General features: G+C 50.4%; 23 protein-coding genes. 17 read left to right on the top strand and 6 right to left on the bottom strand.

Translation table 11 applies throughout. The features are described from left to right. Window positions 1-41 precede the first annotated feature (41 nt). Window positions 42-347: a c-type cytochrome gene (locus tag WS_RS05655; protein ID WP_011139055.1), complete on the bottom strand. Its 306-nt coding sequence runs from the start codon at window positions 345-347 to the stop codon at window positions 42-44. 173 nt (window positions 348-520) lie between these two features. Here WS_RS05655 and WS_RS05650 point away from each other — a divergent pair, with 173 nt between their 5' ends. Both WS_RS05650 and WS_RS05645 read left to right on the top strand, forming a co-directional pair. Beyond that, a complete protein-coding gene (locus tag WS_RS05650; protein ID WP_041572133.1) occupies window positions 521-1168 on the top strand; it encodes a Crp/Fnr family transcriptional regulator in 648 nt (215 codons plus the stop codon). A gap of 17 nt (window positions 1169-1185) precedes the next feature. Beyond that, window positions 1186-2568: a type IV pili methyl-accepting chemotaxis transducer N-terminal domain-containing protein gene (locus WS_RS05645; RefSeq protein WP_011139053.1), complete on the top strand. Its 1383-nt coding sequence runs from the start codon at window positions 1186-1188 to the stop codon at window positions 2566-2568. Here the strand turns inward: WS_RS05645 and WS_RS05640 are convergent. Further along, window positions 2565-3323, bottom strand: a complete 759-nt coding sequence (locus WS_RS05640; RefSeq protein WP_011139052.1) for a TSUP family transporter — start codon at window positions 3321-3323, stop codon at window positions 2565-2567. The genes WS_RS05645 and WS_RS05640 overlap by 4 nt on opposite strands. Before the next feature lie 186 nt (window positions 3324-3509). On the opposite strand from WS_RS05640, the gene napA reads away from it, so the two are divergent. Genes napA through WS_RS05605 form a run of 7 tightly spaced genes read left to right on the top strand, consistent with a single transcriptional unit; the run spans window position 3510 to window position 10300 of the window. Further along, on the top strand, window positions 3510-6296 hold the full coding sequence (gene napA / locus WS_RS05635; protein WP_041572131.1) for a nitrate reductase catalytic subunit NapA: 2787 nt from the start codon (window positions 3510-3512) through the stop codon (window positions 6294-6296). Window positions 6297-6311: 15 nt separating this feature from the next. Then, window positions 6312-7112 (top strand): ferredoxin-type protein NapG, encoded by an 801-nt coding sequence (napG, locus tag WS_RS05630; protein WP_011139050.1) that lies wholly within the window; start codon window positions 6312-6314, stop codon window positions 7110-7112. 1 nt (window position 7113) lies between these two features. Continuing rightward, window positions 7114-7956, top strand: coding sequence for a quinol dehydrogenase ferredoxin subunit NapH (gene napH / locus WS_RS05625; protein WP_011139049.1), 843 nt, complete (start codon window positions 7114-7116; stop codon window positions 7954-7956). Beyond that, window positions 7937-8497: a nitrate reductase cytochrome c-type subunit gene (locus WS_RS05620; protein WP_041571806.1), complete on the top strand. Its 561-nt coding sequence runs from the start codon at window positions 7937-7939 to the stop codon at window positions 8495-8497. Before napH ends, WS_RS05620 begins: the two co-directional genes overlap by 20 nt. Beyond that, complete coding sequence (locus tag WS_RS05615) at window positions 8497-8994, top strand: 4Fe-4S dicluster domain-containing protein (RefSeq protein WP_011139047.1); 498 nt, start codon at window positions 8497-8499, stop codon at window positions 8992-8994. The genes WS_RS05620 and WS_RS05615 overlap by 1 nt, the downstream gene beginning before the upstream one ends. Continuing rightward, entirely contained in the window at window positions 8991-9950 is a 960-nt protein-coding gene (locus WS_RS05610; RefSeq protein ID WP_011139046.1) for a WD40 repeat domain-containing protein, read from the top strand. Before WS_RS05615 ends, WS_RS05610 begins: the two co-directional genes overlap by 4 nt. Continuing rightward, entirely contained in the window at window positions 9947-10300 is a 354-nt protein-coding gene (locus tag WS_RS05605) for a chaperone NapD (RefSeq protein WP_011139045.1), read from the top strand. Before WS_RS05610 ends, WS_RS05605 begins: the two co-directional genes overlap by 4 nt. A gap of 4 nt (window positions 10301-10304) precedes the next feature. Here the strand turns inward: WS_RS05605 and WS_RS05600 are convergent, their stop codons facing one another. Further along, window positions 10305-10949: a flavodoxin family protein gene (locus tag WS_RS05600; RefSeq protein ID WP_011139044.1), complete on the bottom strand. Its 645-nt coding sequence runs from the start codon at window positions 10947-10949 to the stop codon at window positions 10305-10307. A gap of 120 nt (window positions 10950-11069) precedes the next feature. On the opposite strand from WS_RS05600, the gene WS_RS05595 reads away from it, so the two are divergent. Next, window positions 11070-11396: a winged helix-turn-helix transcriptional regulator gene (locus WS_RS05595; RefSeq protein ID WP_011139043.1), complete on the top strand. Its 327-nt coding sequence runs from the start codon at window positions 11070-11072 to the stop codon at window positions 11394-11396. 19 nt (window positions 11397-11415) lie between these two features. Here the strand turns inward: WS_RS05595 and WS_RS05590 are convergent, their stop codons facing one another. Further along, complete coding sequence (locus tag WS_RS05590; protein ID WP_011139042.1) at window positions 11416-11754, bottom strand: winged helix-turn-helix transcriptional regulator; 339 nt, start codon at window positions 11752-11754, stop codon at window positions 11416-11418. Between the two features lie 146 nt (window positions 11755-11900). On the opposite strand from WS_RS05590, the gene WS_RS05585 reads away from it, so the two are divergent. From WS_RS05585 to WS_RS05575, 3 genes are read left to right on the top strand one after another with little or no spacing between them, the layout of a single operon-like run. Then, on the top strand, window positions 11901-12464 hold the full coding sequence (locus WS_RS05585; protein ID WP_011139041.1) for an NAD(P)H-dependent oxidoreductase: 564 nt from the start codon (window positions 11901-11903) through the stop codon (window positions 12462-12464). Between the two features lie 56 nt (window positions 12465-12520). Continuing rightward, entirely contained in the window at window positions 12521-12853 is a 333-nt protein-coding gene (locus WS_RS05580; RefSeq protein WP_041571803.1) for a hypothetical protein, read from the top strand. Between the two features lie 9 nt (window positions 12854-12862). Beyond that, a complete protein-coding gene (locus tag WS_RS05575) occupies window positions 12863-13165 on the top strand; it encodes a PAAR domain-containing protein (protein WP_011139038.1) in 303 nt (100 codons plus the stop codon). On the opposite strand, the gene WS_RS05570 is transcribed toward WS_RS05575, so the two are convergent. Beyond that, window positions 13162-13710, bottom strand: a complete 549-nt coding sequence (locus tag WS_RS05570; protein WP_011139037.1) for a GDYXXLXY domain-containing protein — start codon at window positions 13708-13710, stop codon at window positions 13162-13164. The genes WS_RS05575 and WS_RS05570 overlap by 4 nt on opposite strands. After that, a complete protein-coding gene (locus tag WS_RS05565; RefSeq protein ID WP_041571802.1) occupies window positions 13707-15005 on the bottom strand; it encodes a DUF2157 domain-containing protein in 1299 nt (432 codons plus the stop codon). Before WS_RS05565 ends, WS_RS05570 begins: the two co-directional genes overlap by 4 nt. 134 nt (window positions 15006-15139) lie before the next feature. Between WS_RS05565 and WS_RS05560 the strand changes: the two genes are divergently transcribed. Genes WS_RS05560 through WS_RS05545 form a run of 4 tightly spaced genes read left to right on the top strand, consistent with a single transcriptional unit; the run spans window position 15140 to window position 20128 of the window. Further along, window positions 15140-16717, top strand: coding sequence for an ABC transporter substrate-binding protein (locus WS_RS05560; protein ID WP_011139035.1), 1578 nt, complete (start codon window positions 15140-15142; stop codon window positions 16715-16717). Between the two features lie 36 nt (window positions 16718-16753). Beyond that, window positions 16754-17689 carry an ABC transporter permease gene (locus WS_RS05555; RefSeq protein ID WP_158305203.1) on the top strand — a complete coding sequence of 312 codons (936 nt, stop codon included), beginning with the start codon at window positions 16754-16756 and terminating at the stop codon, window positions 17687-17689. Continuing rightward, window positions 17686-18489 (top strand): ABC transporter permease, encoded by an 804-nt coding sequence (locus WS_RS05550; protein WP_011139033.1) that lies wholly within the window; start codon window positions 17686-17688, stop codon window positions 18487-18489. Before WS_RS05555 ends, WS_RS05550 begins: the two co-directional genes overlap by 4 nt. Before the next feature lies 1 nt (window position 18490). Further along, window positions 18491-20128 (top strand): ABC transporter ATP-binding protein, encoded by a 1638-nt coding sequence (locus tag WS_RS05545; RefSeq protein WP_041572128.1) that lies wholly within the window; start codon window positions 18491-18493, stop codon window positions 20126-20128. Window positions 20129-20134: the final 6 nt, after the last annotated feature.

The raw sequence follows: 20134 nt of genomic DNA, 5'->3' as shown, positions 1-20134 counted from the left end.
AGGAATCAATGACAGCCAAAGAAGAAGCGAGAGACTCTTTTTTAGTGGAGGCTTTCGATGTAGCGGGAGAGATTCTCTAGGTCTCTATAGGTGTAGTCGCGCAGTTGTGCCTGCATGAGTCGCCCCATCCCTTTAATGCTGAGCGTGCCCTCTTGGTAGGCGGTGAGCTTTTGGATGAGGAGATCATGAGACTGCCCCCCAATGATACTGCTTTTGCCAAGCGCCACTTTGCGGCCATTTTCGCCATGGCAAGGGACACAGCGCTGATAGAGTATCTCGACGCTCTCTTGGGCAAAGAGTGGAAAAGTCAAAAGAAAAGTAAGAAAAAGAGGTTTTAAAAAGTTCACTTTGATCTGCCTGTTTGAATCGGTAATGATTAATAAAATCCGCGAAATGAGTAACCTTCAAATCTTATCTAACTCCAATAAAAGTAACTTGATGGGAAAAAATTAGATGAGCGGATGGAACTTTTTTGATAGAATAGGAGCTTATGACTGCTCAAGGAAAGGTGCCTCTTCACATGACCACCCAATGTTTGCGAATGCTAGAGGTCTTCTCAAGCCTCCAAGAAGAGGAGCTAGAGCGGCTTCTTCCACTAGCGAAAATTCGCCATTACGCCAAAGGTGAAATCCTCCATTACGAAAACGATGAGATTGAGTGCGTCTATTTTCTCCTCAAAGGAATCGTCAAAATCTACAAAGTGGATCGATTCGACAATGAGATTTTTCTCTACTCTATCAAAAAGAGTGCTCTCATCACCGAATTCTCCTGTTTTGGCGCGATTCAGTGCTTTGCTAATGCTGAATGCCTGCAAGATTGCTCGATTTTGAGCCTTGATTTAAATGGGCTCAAAGAGCTCTTCTTCTCCTCGCCCGCAATTCTAATGGCGCTTTTTAAAGAGTTCACCCACAAGACCAAGGAGCTCCAGTGCGTTATCAATCGCGAGATCGTCTTTGATGGCACCGCTAAAGTCGCCCATATGCTAGATAGAGAGCTGGAGGAGTTTAATACCCTCAAAAAGCAAGATATCGCCTATATGCTCAACATTCAGCCCGAAACCCTCTCTAGGATTCTCAAAAAACTCCATCGTGATGGGGTGATCGCTACGGATATTGAGGGAAATATTGTGGTGCTCAACCACTCCCGCCTGAGTGAAATTTATCAATGAAATTTTAGGAAATTCGCATGAAAAGAATCGTCAAACAGCTCATCATCGTAGGCTCCATCGTCTCCCTCTGCGTGGGCACGGTCATTCTCTCCACCGTGCTTATCAACCAAAAGGGAATTAGCGATGGCTACATCATCAATATCGCGGGCAAAGAGCGGATGCTCAGCCAAAAAATCTCCAAAGAGATCTTCATCATCAACTCTCAAGACAAATTCGAGTTTAGAGAGCTAGACGCTTCTATTGAGGAGTTTCAAACCAAGCTCGATATTCTGCGCCACGGGAATCAAAAACTCGGAGTCGCTCCCCCCAACAACAAAAAAATCGAAAATCAGCTCGAAGTGATCAATGTGAAGTGGCTTGAATTCAAAAAGCAGGTTGAATTTTTCAAATCTTCCATCCGGGCACTAGATGACGACAAGCGATTCCTTGATGCGAACAACAATCAGATGCTCACTCTCTCGGATCGAATCGTCAAGGCGATGGTGTATAGCGGGCTAAGCGGTGAAGATGTTGATGATTCGGGGCGTCAGAGGATGCTCACGCAACGCATGGCCTACCATCTCATGCGCTACACCAACAAATGGGACGCCCAATCTTATGAGGACTTTTACGCCTCGTTCAAGCTCTATAATGAGACGATTCTTCGATTCTACACCCATCCAAAATACAAAAAATACCCTGAACTCTCCGAAGAGATCAAAAAGACCTATGCCTTTTGGGAGACCTACTCCAAGCACATCTATAGCGTGCTCTCCAATCAGGGCAAAGTGGTCGCCTCCCTCAACTACATCGCGACAGAAAACCCTAAGCTCCTAGAGGAGATCGACAAGATGGTCGCGCTCTACACGGTCGAATCAACGAGTCGCCGCACCTATTTAGAGACATTCCAATACGCCTCAGCCCTCATCCTCTTCCTCATTGCACTCTACTCTCTTGCTGTGCTCAAAGGAATCAAGAATCAATTCGATGAGTTCATTCGCAAATCCAAAGAGCTCGCCTCCATGAGAATCGACTCTTCAGAGTTTTCCAAGGACAAAGCCAAAGAGCTTATTGAAATGTCTGGTGATAGCGAGCTAAGCGAGGTCTCCAAGAATCTCTCCACCTTCTTTGGAAGAATCGACGAGGCACGCCAAAGCTCCAATCGCGCCAAAGAGCTGAGCGAGCGCATTACCCAAGAGATCGCGCTCATCACCGAAGAGGTGGCGACCAATCTTGACAAACTAGAGCTAAGCGATGAGGAGAAGCGAAAAATCAGCGAAGAGATCGACCTCTCCGAAGATATCGCCATTCAGTCAAGCGAGGAGCTCATCGCCACCTCAAAACTCCTAGAGCGCCTCAGGCAGTCCTTGGATAATATCGCCAAGCACTACCCTAACCCCCCCGCTTCAAAGCCTCTTTAGCCTCCGTATTGCTGCCAAAGCAATCGCGCTGAAATCACCAAAGAGGCGGTGACGATGAGAGGCTTGATGATTCTAGCTCCATGCTTCACCGCCGCCCTGGAGCCCAATCGGGCGCCTAGGTATTGCCCTATGGCCATCACCAAGCCAATAATCCAAAGCACCTTACCCCCAAGGGCAAAAAAGAGCAGAGAAGCCACATTAGAGGTGAAGTTCAAAAGCTTTGCATTAGCCGTGGCGTGCGTGATTCCATAACCCCCAAGCGCCACAAACACCACCGCAAAAAAAGAGCCCGTCCCCGGTCCAAAAAATCCATCATAAAAGCCAACCACTCCCGCGGCTAGAGCCATTCCAAGTGCTCCCAAATAGCGCTTTGAGCCTTCATTGCTCACTTTAGGAGAGAAGAGAAAGTAGAGAGCAAATCCTATAAGCAAAAAGGGAATCACACGCGAAAGAATCGCCGCATCGATAAACTGCACGAAAATCGTTCCCACGCTGCTGGCGATAAAAACCGCCAAAATAGCCCCCTTCATCTCGGCAAGCTCGATATAACCGCGCCTCCAAAAATAGAGCGTGGCTGAAAAGCTCCCAAAAGTGGCTTGAAGCTTGTTTGTCCCTAGGGCTTGCGCTGGCGGAATACCCACCGCCAAAAGCGCTGGAATCGTGATCAAACCCCCTCCCCCCGCAATCGAATCGACAAACCCCGCCACAAAGGCACACAACCCCAAGATCACCAAGATTCCCACTTCTAGTTCCATCACCTATCCATTCGTAAAAATAGACCTTTTCATCCAAAAAGGTCGTCTCTGTGGTGCGCATTATAGAGCGAATTTGACCAAAGTCAAGTTTGACGAAGGTCAAGGAAAAGATTTGGGGCGAGGAATAGAATGGGTCCAAGCATTCTCAAAATGCTGACCCATGCAAAATCACACAAGGAGGCTTTGATGGCTTTTTCAAGGCGTGAATTTCTTAAAAGTGCGGCGGCGGCTTCGGCAGCTAGCGCTGTAGGAATGAGTGTTCCTAGCCAACTCCTCGCTCAGGCACAAGAGGGCGAGAAGGGTTGGAGATGGGATAAATCGGTCTGTCGATTCTGCGGGACAGGCTGTGGAATCATGGTCGCCACCAAAAATGACCAAATTGTCGCGGTCAAAGGCGATCCTGCTGCCCCCGTGAATCGAGGGCTCAACTGCATCAAGGGCTACTTCAATGCCAAAATCATGTATGGCGCCGATCGTCTCACCGATCCCCTTCTTCGCGTGAATGAAAAGGGTGAGTTTGACAAGCAGGGCAAGTTCAAGCCCGTGAGCTGGAAAAAGGCGTTTGATGTGATGGAGGCCCAGTTCAAGAGAGCCTACAATGAGCTTGGTCCCACCGGAATTGGCGTTTTTGGCTCAGGCCAATACACCATCCAAGAGGGATACATGGCGGCCAAACTCATCAAAGGAGGCTTTAGAAGCAACAACCTAGACCCCAATGCAAGACACTGTATGGCCAGCGCCGTGGCGGCTTTCATGGAGACCTTTGGAATCGATGAGCCTGCGGGTTGCTATGATGATATTGAGCTCACCGACACCATCATCACATGGGGCGCCAACATGGCCGAGATGCACCCGATTCTTTGGGCACGCGTCACCGATAAAAAGCTCTCCAATCCCGACAAAGTCAAAGTGATCAATCTCTCCACCTACACCAACCGAACCTCTGACCTTGCCGATATTGAGATCATCTTCACCCCCCAAACCGATCTAGCCATTTGGAACTATATTGCCAGAGAGATCGTTTATAACCACCCTGAAAGCATTGATATGGAGTTTGTGAAGAATCACTGCATCTTCACCACAGGATTCACCGATATCGGCTATGGCATGAGAACGGATATCAAGCACGCCAAATATGACCCCAAAGAGCTTGATATTGCCGCCAAAGAGAGATCCAAAGTCCTTAGCGAGGCCGAGGGCGTGACCCTGCGCTACCTAGGAATGAAAGCGGGCGATGTGATGGAGATGAAGCACAATGCCACCGCAGGAAATCACTGGGAGATCACTTTTGAGGACTTCAAAAAAGCGCTTGAGCCCTACACGCTTGATTTTGTCGCTAAGCTCGCCAAAGGAAACAGCGAAGAATCGCTTGAATCATTCAAAGAGAAGCTCCAAAAACTCGCCAATCTCTACATCGAAAAAGAGCGCAAAGTGGTCAGCTTTTGGACGATGGGAATGAATCAGCACACCAGAGGAACATGGGTGAATGAGCAGAGCTACATGGTCCACTTCCTCCTTGGCAAACAAGCCAAACCCGGAAGTGGAGCCTTCTCGCTCACAGGTCAACCCAGTGCCTGCGGAACCGCTAGAGAGGTGGGGACTTTCTCTCATCGACTCCCTGCAGATATGGTCGTGGCCAACCCCAAACACCGTGCGGTGAGTGAAAAAATCTGGAAACTTCCCGAGGGAACGCTCAATCCCAAAATGGGCGCGCACTACATGAACATCATGCGAGACCTTGAGGATGGGAAGATCAAATTTGCTTGGATTCAGGTCAATAACCCTTGGCAGAACACCGCCAATGCCAACCACTGGATCAAAGCCGCTAGAGAGATGGATAACTTCATCGTCTGCTCGGATGCCTATCCGGGAATCAGTGCCAAAGTCGCCGACCTCATCCTGCCCACAGCGATGATTTATGAGAAGTGGGGAGCCTATGGAAACGCTGAACGAAGGACGCAACACTGGAGACAGCAAGTCGTCCCCGTAGGAAATGCGATGCCTGATGTATGGCAGATGGCGGAATTCTCCAAGCGATTCAAGCTCAAAGAGGTTTGGGGAGCCAAAAAGATCGATGATAAGCTCACCCTGCCTGATGTGCTAGAGAAAGCCAAGGCGATGGGATATAGCCCTGAAGATACACTTTTTGAGGTGCTCTTTGCCAACAGTGAAGCCAAGAGCTTCAAGGCCAAAGACCCCATTGGAGAGGGCTTTGAAAACACTGAAGTCTTTGGTGATCGGAGAAATGTTGCAGGAAGCGATGGGGAGGTCTTTAAGGGGTATGGATTCTTTATCCATAAATACCTCTGGGAAGAGTATCGCCGCTTTGGAAATGGCCATGGACACGACTTGGCCGACTTTGACACCTATCATAAAGTGCGAGGACTCAAATGGCCTGTCGTGGATGGCAAAGAGACACAATGGCGATTCAATGCCAAATATGACCCCTACGCTAGAAAAGCGGGAAGCGGCGAGTTTGCTTTCTATGGCGATGCGATGAAAGAGCTTCCTAGAGGCGATCTGCTCTCCCCTAAAACAGAGGAGAAGTTCAAGCTCACCAACAAAGCCAAAATTTTCTTCCGACCCTACATGGATCCACCTGAGATGCCTAGTAGCGAATATCCCCTATGGCTATGCACTGGACGCGTCTTGGAACATTGGCACAGCGGCACAATGACCATGAGGGTGCCTGAGCTCTATCGAGCAGTCCCTGAAGCGCTCTGCTATATGCACCCTGAAGATGCCAAAAAGCTTGGCGTCAAACAAAATGAAGCCGTCTGGGTGGAGAGTCGAAGGGGCAAGGTGAAGGCTAGAGTGGACACAAGAGGACGAAACCGAACCCCTCTTGGGCTTGTCTATGTGCCTTGGTTTGACGAGAAAGTCTATATCAACAAAGTCTGCCTTGATGCGACCTGCCCCATCTCTAAGCAGACCGACTTCAAAAAATGCGCCGTGAAGGTCTATAAAGCCTAAGGGCTTTAGGAGCGGATGATGAAAGAGCTTCAATCAGACGAACGGAGGAGGGTTATCCTAGGAAGCCTGCAGGGAATTGGCGTCGCGCTCGCAAGCTCTCTTGCTTGGAGCGCCTTTGTGAGCGAAAACGCCAAGGCTTCGCTTCTCTTAAGACCTCCGGGCGCCAAACCTGAGAAGGAGTTTCTTAGGAGCTGCATTCGATGCGGCCTTTGCGTGAATGCCTGTCCTTTTGAGACACTCAAACTTGCAAGCGCAGGGAGCGGCCTGCCTCTTGGCACGCCCTACTTTGTGCCAAGGAGCACCCCTTGCTATATGTGCGAGGATATTCCTTGCGTGCCCGCCTGTCCAAGCGGGGCGCTAGAGAGCGACCTTGTGAGCACTCTTATAGAGGGCAAAAAGCGCCTAGAGATCAAAAAGGCTCAGATGGGAGTGGCGGTGGTCGATCAGAATCACTGTATTGCCTTTTGGGGAATTCAGTGTGATGCTTGCTATCGTGCCTGTCCATTACTGGATGAGGCGATCACGCTTGAATACAAGCGCAATGATCGAACGGGCAAACACTCCTTTTTGCTCCCTGTAGTTAATAGTGATGCTTGCACGGGTTGCGGACTTTGCGAGCGTGCCTGCGTCACAGAAAAGGCGGCGATTTTTGTTCTGCCTAGAGAGGTGGCGCTTGGCAGAGTGGGCAGCAACTATATCAAAGGATGGGATGAAAAAGATGAGGGACGCCTTGAGGGCGTAGGAGGAATAGAGAAGACCCAAACCAAGCGAAGCGAAAAAGAGGTGAAAGATTACCTCAATAGCGGGGAGTTGTAAGATGAAATTTTTAAAACACTATCGATTCTTACTCCTTCGGCGCACGATTCAATTAGGGCTTCTTTTCCTCTATTTTATGGCCAATTACGCGGGCTGGAAGCTCCTTAGCGGGAATCTCAGCGCCTCGGAGGTGCTGGGGGTGATTCCTCTAAGCGATCCTTTGGCGATTCTTCAGCTTTTTCTAGCCGGAGGCGCGCTTGGTGCCAATGCTCTTTTGGGGGCGTTCATCATCGCGGCTTTTTATGCTTTGTTTGCAGGAAGGGCGTTTTGCGCCTATGTCTGCCCGATGAATCTCATCACCGATAGCGCCAACTATCTAAGGCGCCTTCTAGGGATTGATACCCTCCAAAGACGACTCCTTCTTAGGCGTCACGCGCGCTATTGGGTGTTGGGCATGGCGCTTTTACTCTCTCTTGTTTTGGGGCTTCCCGCCTTTGAGTTTATCAGCCCTATTGGGATTCTCCATCGGGGAATCATCTTTGGGATGGGTATGGGGGGAGCGGCGATTCTGATCGTTTTCCTCTTTGATCTCTTGGCGGTGAAGAATGGCTTTTGCGGACATCTCTGCCCTTTAGGAGCATTCTATTCGCTCATTGGGCGCTATTCGCTTCTAAAAGTGAGATACCAAAAAGAGTCGTGCACCCTCTGCATGAAATGCAAAGAGGTCTGCCCTGAAAAACAGGTGCTGGATCTCATCGGCAAGCAAAGCGGCTATGTCCTAAGCGGTGAATGCCTCAACTGCGGACGCTGCATTGAGGTCTGCGAAGGGAATTCGCTAGGTTTTAGCATCAGAAGTTTGATCGAATTTAAAAAGGATGAAAAGCATGAAAACATCAAAGCTTAACTTTCTCACTCTGGTTGCATCCACGGGATTGGCTTTAGCCTTCTTAAGCGGCTGCACCTCCAACACCGGCACAACCCAAAGCGCCAAACTCTATAGCGAAGAGGAGCTAGGGCTAAGAAAGGCAACGATTTACAACGAGAACAAAACTCTAGTCAAAGAGTTTGAATACAGCAAAGAGCCCGCAGGAGCCTCTAAGGTCTATGAGCGTTCTTTTGAGAATGCACCCCCGATGATTCCTCATGATGTTGAGGGAATGATGGATATGAGCAGAGAGATAAATATGTGCACCTCCTGCCATCTCCCTGAAGTAGCCGAGGCGGCGGCGGCGACACCGATGCCAAAGTCTCACTTTTTCAACATGAGAACAGGAGAAGACTTGAAGGGAGCCATGGATGAGGCACGATACAACTGCTCTCAGTGCCACACCCCCCAAGCCAATGTCACCCCCTTGGTGGATAATCGATTCCGTCCTGAATTCCGAGGAGAGGATGCCAAGAATCGCTCCAATCTCATCGACACGCTCAATGAAGGGGTGAAGTGATGGATCGAAGAGGGTTTTTCACCTCTCTTTTGAGATCCAAAAGGGAAGAGGGGGGCTCTAATGCTCCTCTTCTCCTCCCCTATATTGTCGATTCTTCTCTTCTTCCCAAGCTTTGCCCCTCCTGTGAGGCGCCCTGCGCCAAGGCTTGCGAAGAGGAGATCATCACAATAGACAAAGGCATTCCCCGGCTCTCTTTCAAAGAGAGGGGATGCACCTTTTGCCAAGCATGTGCGCTTGCCTGCCCTAAGGGCGTGCTTGATGCAAGCCTCCCCAATAAACTCAATGTCGAAGTCTCTATTGATGTAATGGCGTGCCTTGCATGGCAAAAGACCCTCTGCGCTTCCTGCAAGGAGGTTTGTGATGAAGGGGCGATTATTTTTCTTGGGCTCTTTCGACCCGAAATCACCCCCTCTTGCACGGCATGCGGGCGATGTGTCGGAGTCTGCCCCACGCAAGCCATCTCCCTCACCCCTCTACCCCTTAAGGAGGAATCATGAAAACAATTTTTTCCCTCTATCTCATCCTAGGAGTCACTCTCTTGGGGGCTGAGCCACTCCTTAGACCCGCTAGCGAGCTTATCGCCACGGGCAATGTCGTCTCACTAGAGCGTCATGGAGAGCGGCTCTTTGCCGCCACTGATAGCGGGGTGGTCGATTTTTTTGACCTCAAAGAGAATCGCCACCTCCAAAGCCTCAAGCTCCCTCCTATCAAAAGCTTTTTTGAGGATTCTTATCCCCCTAAAATCTTTGGAATCGATACACTCGATGGGCAGACGCTGCTTATTTTGAGCGAGGATAGCGATGGCGGACGCGCGCTCTTTTTGTATCAAAACGAGAAATTAGAGAAGCTCTTCTCTACAAAAGATCAGCTCAGCATCAAAGAGGCTCGATTCATCACGCCCAACACCCTTCTCCTTGCGCTCACCAGCAATGAAATCGCCCTCTTTGAGCTCTCTGGCCGCCGATTCCTCTACCGCACCCAACTCTCCCTCTCCACCTTCTCTGACCTCGCGCTAAGCGAGACAAGAGGGAGGTTGGCGGCGACCAATGAGAGCGGGGAGATCGATATTGTGGATAGCCAAAATGGCTCCATCCTCAAAAAGCTCAAAGGAATCCACAAGGATAATGTCTATCAGCTCGCCATGGCCAAAGAGACGATTCTAAGCGCGGGACAAGATCGGCGCGTGGGGATTTTCTCGCTCTCTAGAGGCTCAGCCGAATCACTTGAAGGGGGGTTTCTCATCTATGCGGTGGGAATTAGCCCCAAAGGCGAGAGAGGCGCCTATATGAAAAACGAAGAGAGCGATATCGCCCTCTTTGAAATTCGCACCAAAGCCCCTATTGCCACACTTAAAGGACATCAAGCCACACTCAACACCCTTCTTTTTATTGATGAGAAGGAGCTTGTGAGCGGAGCGGATGAGAGAAGAATCTTACGATGGAGGTTACCATGAATATTTCTAGTGTTGTTGCCAAGGTCAAGCCCGAGGATCTAGAGGCGTCTATCAAACGCCTCCAAGAGATTCCCTCTTGCGAGTATCATCTGCATGATGAGCTAGGGAGAATCATCCTTACTCTCGAAGCGGAGAGCCTTAATGAGGAGGTGAAAATCCTCAAAGCCATCGAAGCGACCCAAGGAGTGCTCTCAGCGGAGATGATCTACTCCTATTCTGAAGAGGAGCTAGAGCTAGAGCGCCAGAAGCTCACCCAAAGCCCCAATGTGCCTGAGATGTTGTGCGATGAGAATCTTGATGCCAATACGATTCTCTACTCAGGGAGCGTGGCAAACCAGTTGGAGGAGTGAAGCCCTAGCGGACAAAGTTGGTCATGATTTTTGCCTCTTTTTCGGGAAAGACGAGGTGATGCTCTTTGGCATTTTGGACCATCTTTAGCGTAAGAGCCATATTTTTGCCAAGCACTCTAGCGATTTGCACCCCTTCGGCATCTTCATGCACCTCTCCAGGAATCCTCCCATGACCGACATTCCAATAGTTGGTCGTGGGCATAAACATCTCTGCATAGGTTAGGTAGTGGTTGAGCTGATCAAAGGTCGTCACCCCTCCAGAACGCCTCACGGCGACAACACTCGCTCCCACTTTATGGCGAAAGAGGTTGCCATTGGCGCTTGAAACATAAAAAACACGATCCAAAAAAGATTTCATTGCGCCCGCGATTCCCGCCCAGTGTACCGGAGACGCGAGAATGAGCCCCTCGGCCTCTTTCATCTTTTGAATGCACTCATTCACAAAAGAGTCATCCTCTTTGGCGATACAGCGCTCATCTTGATTCTTGTAGCAAGCCCCACAGCCAAAACAGCCTCGAATCATCTTGTTTCCCACATGCAACACCTCAGTCTCAATCCCCTCTTGATTCAGTTCATCGGTAATGATGTCAATCATCTGGGCGGTGTTTCCATTGCTTTTGGGGCTTCCATTGATCGCTACAACTTTCATGAGTGGTTTTCTCCTCAATTTTTAATAAAGACCTTGGAATTTTAATTCAATAACTATATAATTGCAAGTAGTTACATTTTCACCATATAATTACCTAAAAGAAACTAAAGGAGGAAAAAGATGGAAAAAATAGTCCCAAAGTGTGAAGGCGGAGCGGAGTGTGTGACCGAAAAAGCCCTCAACATCATTGGAGGCAAGTGGTCATTTTTGATTATCAAAAATCTAGCGGGCGGCAAAATGAGGTTTGGCGAGATTCGCAAGAGTCTTCACGACATCAGCCCCAAGACCCTCACGGTGAAACTCAAAGAGCTAGAAGAGCACGAGATTCTCACGCGCACCCTCTACCCGACCATCCCGCCGAGTGTCGAATACGCGCTCACCCCAAAGGGCGAAGAGATGATAGAGATTATTGAGGCGATTAAAAAGTGGGGAGAGAAGTGGACATGAGCGAGCGATTCATCGCCTATCACTCAACACACCCATAAGTTTCAGCATAAAAAACACCAAAATCAAACATCGCCTTGACCATCGGCTCGATTCTCTTTCCCGTCTCGCTAAGCGAATATTCGACTTTGGGCGGGACTTGAGGATAGACCACTCGATTGACCATGTGAGCCGCTTCTAGCTCTTTGAGCTTCTGCGAAATCGTCTTTTGGGTGATTTTGGGGAATTTCTCGCAGATATCTTTAAAACGCCTAGGCCCATCCAAGAGGGCATAAACAATGAACATCTTCCATTTATCATTCAAGATATGGAGCGTCACCTCCATAGGACAGACAAACGCTTCATTTTCGATTTTGTACATTTTTGATTCCTTTTCTGATTCGATTATATCACAGCCTTACTATAGGGATAAAATATCACTATTACTTACATTTATTTCACTAAGTAGAGTATAAGTATGCTTAAGATAAATTTCTCGAAATTGAAATCAAACCCAAGGAGTTTTCCATGAAAAAGACCCTAATTCTTCTATGCCACCCCAACATTGCCGAATCAAGACTCAACAAGGCGCTCATCCAAGCAATCCATGGAGAGTCCCATGTAACCCTTCATGATCTCTATGCCACCTATAAAGAGGCCAAAAATATCGATGTCGCCAAAGAGCAAGCCCTCCTTTTAGCGCATGAGCGCATCGTCCTTCAATTCCCTCTCTATTGGTTTAGCACCCCAGGACTTTTAAAGGATTGGCAAGATCGCGTACTGGAGTATGGATTCGCCTATGGTTCTAGTGGCGATAAGCTCCAGGGCAAAGAGTTTAAGATTGCCTTAACTATTGGCTCTCCAGAATATGCCTACCAAAGCGGTGCCTATGTTCAGTCCTCGCTAAGCGAGATTTTAAAGCCTATTGAGACCATGGCGATCTTCACTCGTATGCTCTTCACTCCGACCTTTGCCATCCATCGCGCCCTCAAAATCAGCGATGAGGAGCTCGCTCAAAAGGCACTAGAGTATCGAGAACTTTTGCGTCAAGAGGATTGGACGACCTCTCACGCCAAATATATTGCAAGCTAGCCTGAGAAGGTTGTGCTACAATCCTTTTGTAGCACAACTCCATTCAAGGTCAAGCCATGAATTCCAACCCCTTGCAAATCGAATACGATTCCTCGACTCAGACACTCACTCTCACCACGCCAATGAATCACCGAATCATCATTCGTGAGAGTAGCGATTCGCTCCTCATCCAAGACTCCCACCAAAACCAGCTCACCTTTGATTCTAAGGGGATTTCACTTGAGAGCCAAGGAGATTTGACTCTCCGCGCCAAAGGCGACATCAAAATCGAAGCAACCCATATCAAGCAGCACGCCGAGACCTCTTTGAGCCTCAAAGGGAAGACTAGCGCCGAGCTTTCCGCCTTTGGTCAGACGACCATCAAAGGCGCGATGGTCATGATCAACTAAGGAGCCCTCATGCCGCCTGCCGCAAGAATCTCCGATCTGCACCTCTGTCCCATGGTAACCCCCACAGGAATGAACCCTATTCCCCATCTCGGAGGACCCATCTTGGGCCCTGGGGCTCCTACGGTTCTCATCGGATCACTCCCCGCGGCTTTAATGGGGGATGATTGCGTCTGCGTGGGGCCAACTGATAGAATCATCCAAGGCTCCTCCACGGTGATGATTTGCGGACACCCTGCCGCACGCCAAGGTGATGCCACCGCCCATGGAGGCACTATCGCCATAGGCTGTTTCACCGTCATCATTGGAGACTAGGGAAGAACATCTCCCAGTCTCTTCTCCCCCAAAAAGAGCTCATGGATCACCCCTTTGCCCTCCAAAACTCTCACTTCAGCCACAATAGGCTCACCCTCTTTGGAGCTTGCCAGCCACCTCTCCGCCGCCTTGGCTTTTTCCTCTTCCATGTAAAAGCGATCAAAGGGGAGCCAAAAGCGCCGATTGCCCTCTTTATCAAGAGTTCCCACCTTCACCCCCACGAAAGCCTCTGCTTCACTTGGCTTTTGCGCCCTCAAAGCTTTGACTCTCGCTAGCCCTTGCTCATCCTCTTCCAAAAGAGCATAGGCCTTAGATTCGGTGATCTTCTCACCCTCCTCCTTGGCTCTGTTCTGCTCAAAGCCTAGCGCCACATATCGCCCCATCCAAGGATCATAAGGATCAATAGGACGAACCTCAAAGTAGTAGCTCTTCCCCTCGCTCACCACCTTCTCATAGCGCCAAATCTGAGAAAATAGCACGAGCCATTGCGCTGCACAAACCATCACCAAACCGGCGAGCCCCGCCCACAAAAGACTCTTTTTCATTTGGATTCCTTGGAATTTTTGAAGCGAAACCTGAGATTAAAGAGCAAAAAGGCGCCCCCCACTAGAATAAATGCCAAGCCCTTGCCCACAAGTCCTAGGTGGCTGTCAAGAAACTGAATCAAGATTCCCACCAAAAGGATAGCCATCCCCTCATTAATTCCGCTTGTGTGCTCCTTTTTGGAGGCGTAGAGGATCATAAAGACCGCTCCAACCACCACCGCCAAGTTAAAAAAGAGCATTGCCCTCAAGGCTCCAAAAGAGAGGAAAATCCCAAGCGCTAGCGCCCAAAGTAGAGGCATCACTTCAAATATCCATCCCCCTTCAACTCCTTTGCGGCGCCACCAGATAAACGATACAAACACGAGATAGGCAACCCCCATAAGAAGAATCCATGGATTTTCCATCCCTAAAAACCTCGGAATCACCTCTTGGCTAAGCGCTTCCCAACCCCCTAGAGGCAGAGCCCCTAAAAGCACCACCCAAAGCCCCAATTTCCCGATAAACTCAAAGGGTCGATGATAAAGCCGGAGCCCCTGATGAAGCTCTCGTCCCACCGCCCAAAGAATCCAAGAGAAGAGCAGGTGGAGCCAAACCATCTCTATCGCACTCACCGCATGATGGGAGTAGTGGTGATGAGCCCAAAGAATCGACAAAGAGAGCGCCAATCCCCAGCCAAGGAGCGCTAGCGCATGACCCTCTCGCCCCATAGAGTATCGCCATGCATAGTAGCCTCCAAAGAGCGCTAGAGCCAACCAAGAGACCCCCTCCATCCACCCCTCTTGATGCCCCTCAAGAAGCAGCGCGGTGATTCCTGCCAGCAGAAAAAGAGCGGCACCATCGGCTTTAAGCAAGAAAGGAATCAAAAGCCCAAGGAGCATCCAAGCCCAAAGCAGATCCCTAAACTCTCCTCCAAGGTGATAGGTTTGCCCAATGAGTGCAAGAGAAGCCCCGACAAGAAGCACCCAAAGGATCGCCGCCCCCTCTCTTAGCGCGCGATTCTCGCCCCCCTTTTTCCATGCATAGATTCCCGCTCCCTGCCCTAAAAGCAAAAGTCCCGCCGAGAGCAGCAAGCGCTCACTTCGACCCATCATCTCCCAGTTGTGAGCGAGAATCAAGATGAGTCCAAGCCCCAAAAGCAAGAATCCAAACAAGGAGAGAATGATCACGGAGCGTTTGGCTCCCCCTTGGCTTCCATAGTGCTCCAAGAGGGCTTTAAGGCTAGATTCGTCCATCCAGCCCCGCTCTATCCACTTTGGAGCTTCTTGCTCCAGCCAACCCATCGGCGCTTTAGCCATTTTTGTGCCTTTATCTAATGTTTCATCCAAAAGCTAGATTCTAGCTAAAAGTTCATCAAGGCTTTACCTTAAACTTCTCATCTTATAATATCACTATTGCGAATAACTTAACACTCATAAAGCGGAGGCTAGGGATGGCAAAGGATTGGCTCAAAAAGGCAAGTTGGCTTGGACTTTTATGCGGAGCACTTCTAGGGGCAGCGAGCCTTGAAGAGATTCGTATTGGCGATTCTCAAGGGGATTTTGGCTATCCCAATCCCTACCAACACTACCCCAGAGGGCCTGGGTATGTGCGCATGAGCTGGGTGTTTGACACGCTCATCTGGAAAGATCGCTCAGGCTTTAGGGGGGCATTAGCGAAGGAGTGGCGCTATGATGAGAAGAATCGCACCTTTATTTTTCTGCTTCAGCCAGAGGCGAAGTGGCACGATGGGCATAGCGTGAGTGCCGAGGATGTGGCCTTTACGGTGGATTATTTCCGCCGCCATCCCTACTTTTGGGTGGATGTGAGCGCGATTGAGCGCGTGGAGGTCAAATCGCCCCATGAAGTTCACTTTCACCTCTTGCGCCCCTACTCCCCCTTCCTCTCGGATATTGGCGGGACGATGCCCATCCTCCCTAAACATATCTGGGCGGGCGTGGAAAACCCTAAAACCTTTCTCTCCAAAGAGGCCTTTATTGGGAGTGGCCCCTATCGCTATGTCGATTTTGATAAAGTCAAGGGGAGCTATCTCTATGAAGCGTTTGAAGGGTATTACGGGGGCAAACCCAAGGCAAAACGCCTCCTTTATGTAAGAAGCGATAAACCCCTCAATGCTCTTCTTGCAGGTCAAATTCATCTAGCGGGAATCAAGCCCACCATGCAAGAGATGATCCAAAAAAATCCCAACCTCAAAATCATCGAAGATGAGAAGGGGTGGACTAAAAAGCTGATGATCAACCATCGCCGACCTCTTTTGAATGAGCGTTCCTTCCGTCAAGCCCTCTCCTATGCCATCGATCGAGAGGAGCTCATCGCCAAGTCTCAACAGGGCGAGGCCTATCTCGCCTCTTTAGGATTGCTCTCCAGCGATCACGCCTTTTTCGCTCCTAACCTCCCCGCCTACGCCTACAACCCTCAAAAAGCCAAGGAGATTCTCGCCTCTTTAGGGTATCAGCCCAATCGCGAGGGCAAAATGGAAAAAGAGGGCAAGCCTCTAAAACTCCAGCTTCTCACCTCCACCATTACTGCAGGTGGACAAGCGGGGAGTGATCGTGATGGAGAGATGATCCAAAAGATGCTAGAGAGAATCGGAATCACCGTGGAGCTCCTCGCCCTCGAATCGACCACGCTAGACCTCAGGGTCAAAAATTGGGAGTTTGATCTAGCCGTCTCAGGGCACGGAGGAATAAGCGGCGATGCCAAGATTCTTAATGAGATGATCTCCCCCAATGAAGGCGCAGGCTCTGTCAATAGCGCCCGCTTTGAGGGCAATGCTAGGCTCAATGAGCTCCTTAGACTCCAGATTGAGGAGATGAATCCATCCAAACGCCAAGAGCTCGTCCAAGAGATTCAGCAGCTCCACGCTCTAGAGCTCCCCGCCATCCCCCTCTACTACCCCAAGTCACTCACTGCCTTTGATACAAGGCTTGGAGTGGAGTGGTTCTACACTCCCGGAGGGATCGCCAAGGGGATTCCCATCTCCCAAAACAAACGCGCCCTGCTCCCTTAAGATATGAGGCTCATCGCCCCTCTATCAGGGAATCTCTTGGCATTTTGGGTCATGCTCTACCTCTCCTATGCCCTGCCGCTTTGGCTCCCTGGAGACTACTCAAGCGCACTCTATGCCTCCTCCCATGTGGTCTTAAATAGCGAGCAGGAGGCACTTTTGGCGCAAAGCACCTCCTCTGTTCCGACTTTTTTTGAGTATGTCACTCGGCTTCTTCGTGGGGATTTGGGACGCTCGCTCGCCTATGGCTCTCCTATCTCAACGCTGCTTTTAGAGGCACTCCCTTGGACGCTCGCTTTGGCTTTGAGCGCCCAAATCTTCGCCTTTGTTTTGGGGCTTTTTTTGGGGGTGGAGGCGATTTTTCGGCATGGAAGTCCTCTAGAGAGAGGGCTTTTTCACGCCCTAGTGGCATTAGAATCGATTCCTGAAATTGTGCTTGGTGTGGGGCTTTGGCTCTTTTTGGCTCTTTTTTGGGGAATCTTCCCTCTTCAAGGAGGCGAAGAGCCCTATAGCACCCAAAAGGGTCTAGCACGGCTTTTGGAGCTCGGATATTATGGATTTTTGCCCTTTTTGACGCTCACCCTCTCCTATCTCCCCTCCTATTTTCTTCTCACGCGCGCCGCACTTCTGCCCCAAATGGGCGCGCCCTATCTCAAAAGTGCCGCCACTAGGGGAATCGCTCCTTCGCGCCTTCGCTATATCCACGCCCTGCCCAATGCGCTCATGCCCCTTTTAACACGCTTAACGCTGAGGCTCCCCTTGATGCTCTTTGGGGTGGTGCTTATTGAAGGAATCTTCTCCTATCCCGGGATTGGCTCTCTTTTGTTGAGTGCGATTGCCAAGCGCGATCCCGCCCTCATCCAAGCCATCATCCTTCTTTTGGCTCTCTTGGTGATGCTAGCCAATAGCGCTCTTTATCTGCTTGCCTTTCGCTTTGAGCCAAAGAATCTCGCCTCCTTTAAGGCGAATCGATGAGAGCGGCTCTTTTTGCTCTGGCGGCGATTCTGCTTCTTGGATTGATCGCCCCCTATCTCGCCCCCTATGATCCAAGCGACTTCTCTTTCACCCCTTTTGAATCCCCCTCGCTCAAGCACCCCTTTGGAATCAACGATGGAGGGATGGATATCTTCTCTGAGTGGCTCTACGCCTATCGCAATGCGATTCTTTTTGGATTGAGCGTCGCCTCTTTGGGGGTGATTCTCGCTCTCTTGGTGGGGATTTTGAGCGCCCTTTGGGGAGGGTGGTTTGATTGGCTTATGTTAAGAGTTGGGGATCTTCTCCTTGCCCTGCCCAATCTTTTGCTCCTCATCCTCATTGCCGCCTTTTTCCAGCCCTCCTCATGGCTGCTCGCCCTCTTGCTCGCCCTCCTCTCTTTTCCCTTGGGGGCGCGAGTGATTCGTGCCCAAGCCCGAATCACTCGATCCTCTTTGCATGTGGTCGCCGCCTCTCAGATGGGAGGAGGGAGTCTCTATCTCGCCTATCGCCACCTCCTTCCTGAGCTCCTTCCTCTAGCGCTTCTAGGGGCTCTTGGACGCTTCAAAGGGGCGATCATCGCGCAAACCACACTCGCCTTCTTGGGGCTTCTCTCGCCCATGGAGAAGAGCCTAGGGATGATGATACGCCAAGCGATGGGGTTTTATTATCTGGAGGGATTTATCTACTGGATTCTCCCTCCGATTCTGCTTCTTTGGCTCCTTATCTCCGCCTTTGCCCTAGCGCTCTTTAGAGTTGAAGAGCGGCTCAATCCTCGCCTCAAAGGAGCTCAGCTTGCTTGAAATGATCGACTTTTCTCTTTGGTATGAGGAGGAGAATCACCAGCTCCTCGCCCTTGATCATTGCTCCCTCTCTCTCCAAGGAGGCTTTATCACCGCACTTGTAGGAGAATCAGGCTCAGGAAAAAGCACCCTAGCCAAAAGCCTCATGGGATGTCTCCCCGCCCATGCCAAAACCCAAGGAAAGATCAAGATTCTTGGAGAAGATTGGCTCTCCCTCACCCCCCAAGCTAGACGAGAACGCCTAGGCAAAGAGATCGCTTGGGTGCCTCAGGGTGGAGCAGAGAATCTCAATCCTCTCCTCTCTTTAGAGACCCTTCTTTTGGAGATTCTTCCCCCTCAAGGCGCCCAAGAGAGAATCAAAGAGCTCCTCCCCCTAGTGGGACTAGCTAAGCGCCACCTCCAACTCTATTCAGGCGAGATGAGCGGCGGGGAGGCGCAGAGAGCGCTTTTGGCTTTAGCCCTTGCCAATGATCCCAAAGTGGTGATTTTAGATGAGCCCACAGGGGCGCTCGATCAATCCAGCCGTGACTTCATCGCTCACGCCTTAAAGAGGCTTCGTGCCCAAGGAAAGGCGATCTTGCTCATCACCCACGATCTAGAGCTTGCCTCCACCCTAAGCGATGAGACGCTTATCCTCTACATGGGGCAGCTCCTAGAGCGCCTCCCCTCCTCTAAGCTCTTTGATGAATCGCTCCATCCCTACACCATCGCCCTAGCGAGGGTTTTCCCCAGAGAGAATCGCCACAAAGATATTGTCAAGATCAAAGGCGAAGCTCCCTATCGCCTGCTCCATCGTCACGACACTTTGCACACTTTGCATCAACATGATCATCTAGAGCATCTCCATCTTCCTGATTCGGGCTGTCTCTACGCCCCTAGGTGCACGCAAGCCCTCCCTGAGTGCTTCACCTCTTCTCCCCCCTATCAAGAGCAAGAAAATCGCTCTTGGCGATGCTTCTATCAAGGGATGCAGGAGCTCTTAAACCTAGAGAATATCACCCATCACTATGGTTCCTTTCAAGCCCTCCAAGGGCTCTCCTTGCGCCTTTTACATGGCGAAATTTACTCCTTAGTCGGAGCCTCTGGTTCAGGGAAAAGCACCCTAGCATGGATTGCCGCAGGAGTTCTAAAACCCACCCAAGGGAGGCGCACTCCCAAAGAGGGACTCAGAATCGGGATGGTCTATCAAAATCCCCTCCTAGCCCTCTCTCCTCGACTCTCCATTCTAGAGAGCCTCCTAGAACCCTTAAGGCTGGCCAAGATTCCCCCCAAGGAGGCAGAGGATCAGGCGTTTGAGCTGGCCAAAGCCGCAGGGCTTAAAGCCGACCTCCACCTTCTTAAACGCTATCCACACGAGCTGAGCCTTGGCACACTTCAGCGTGCCTGTATCGCTAGAGCGCTTGCCAATAGCCCTGAGCTCCTCATCGCCGATGAGCCCACCAGCGCCCTTGATCCAAGCGTGCAAGCCTGCGTGATCAAGACCCTCTTAGAGCTTCAAGTGGAGCGAGGTCTTAGCGTGCTCTTTATCACCCATCATCTAGCCCTAGCGCGCAAAATCAGTGATAGAATCGGTCTCTTGCATGAAGGAAAGCTATCGTATGAAGGAAGTGTCGAAGAGTGCCCTCTTTTTCTATCTTAACCCCAA

The sequence above is a fragment of the Wolinella succinogenes DSM 1740 genome, from assembly GCF_000196135.1.
GTDB classification, from domain to species: Bacteria; Campylobacterota; Campylobacteria; order Campylobacterales; family Helicobacteraceae; genus Wolinella; species Wolinella succinogenes.
The sequence above is the reverse complement of the archived record's forward strand: the minus strand, read 5'-3'. Positions and strand labels throughout refer to the sequence as shown.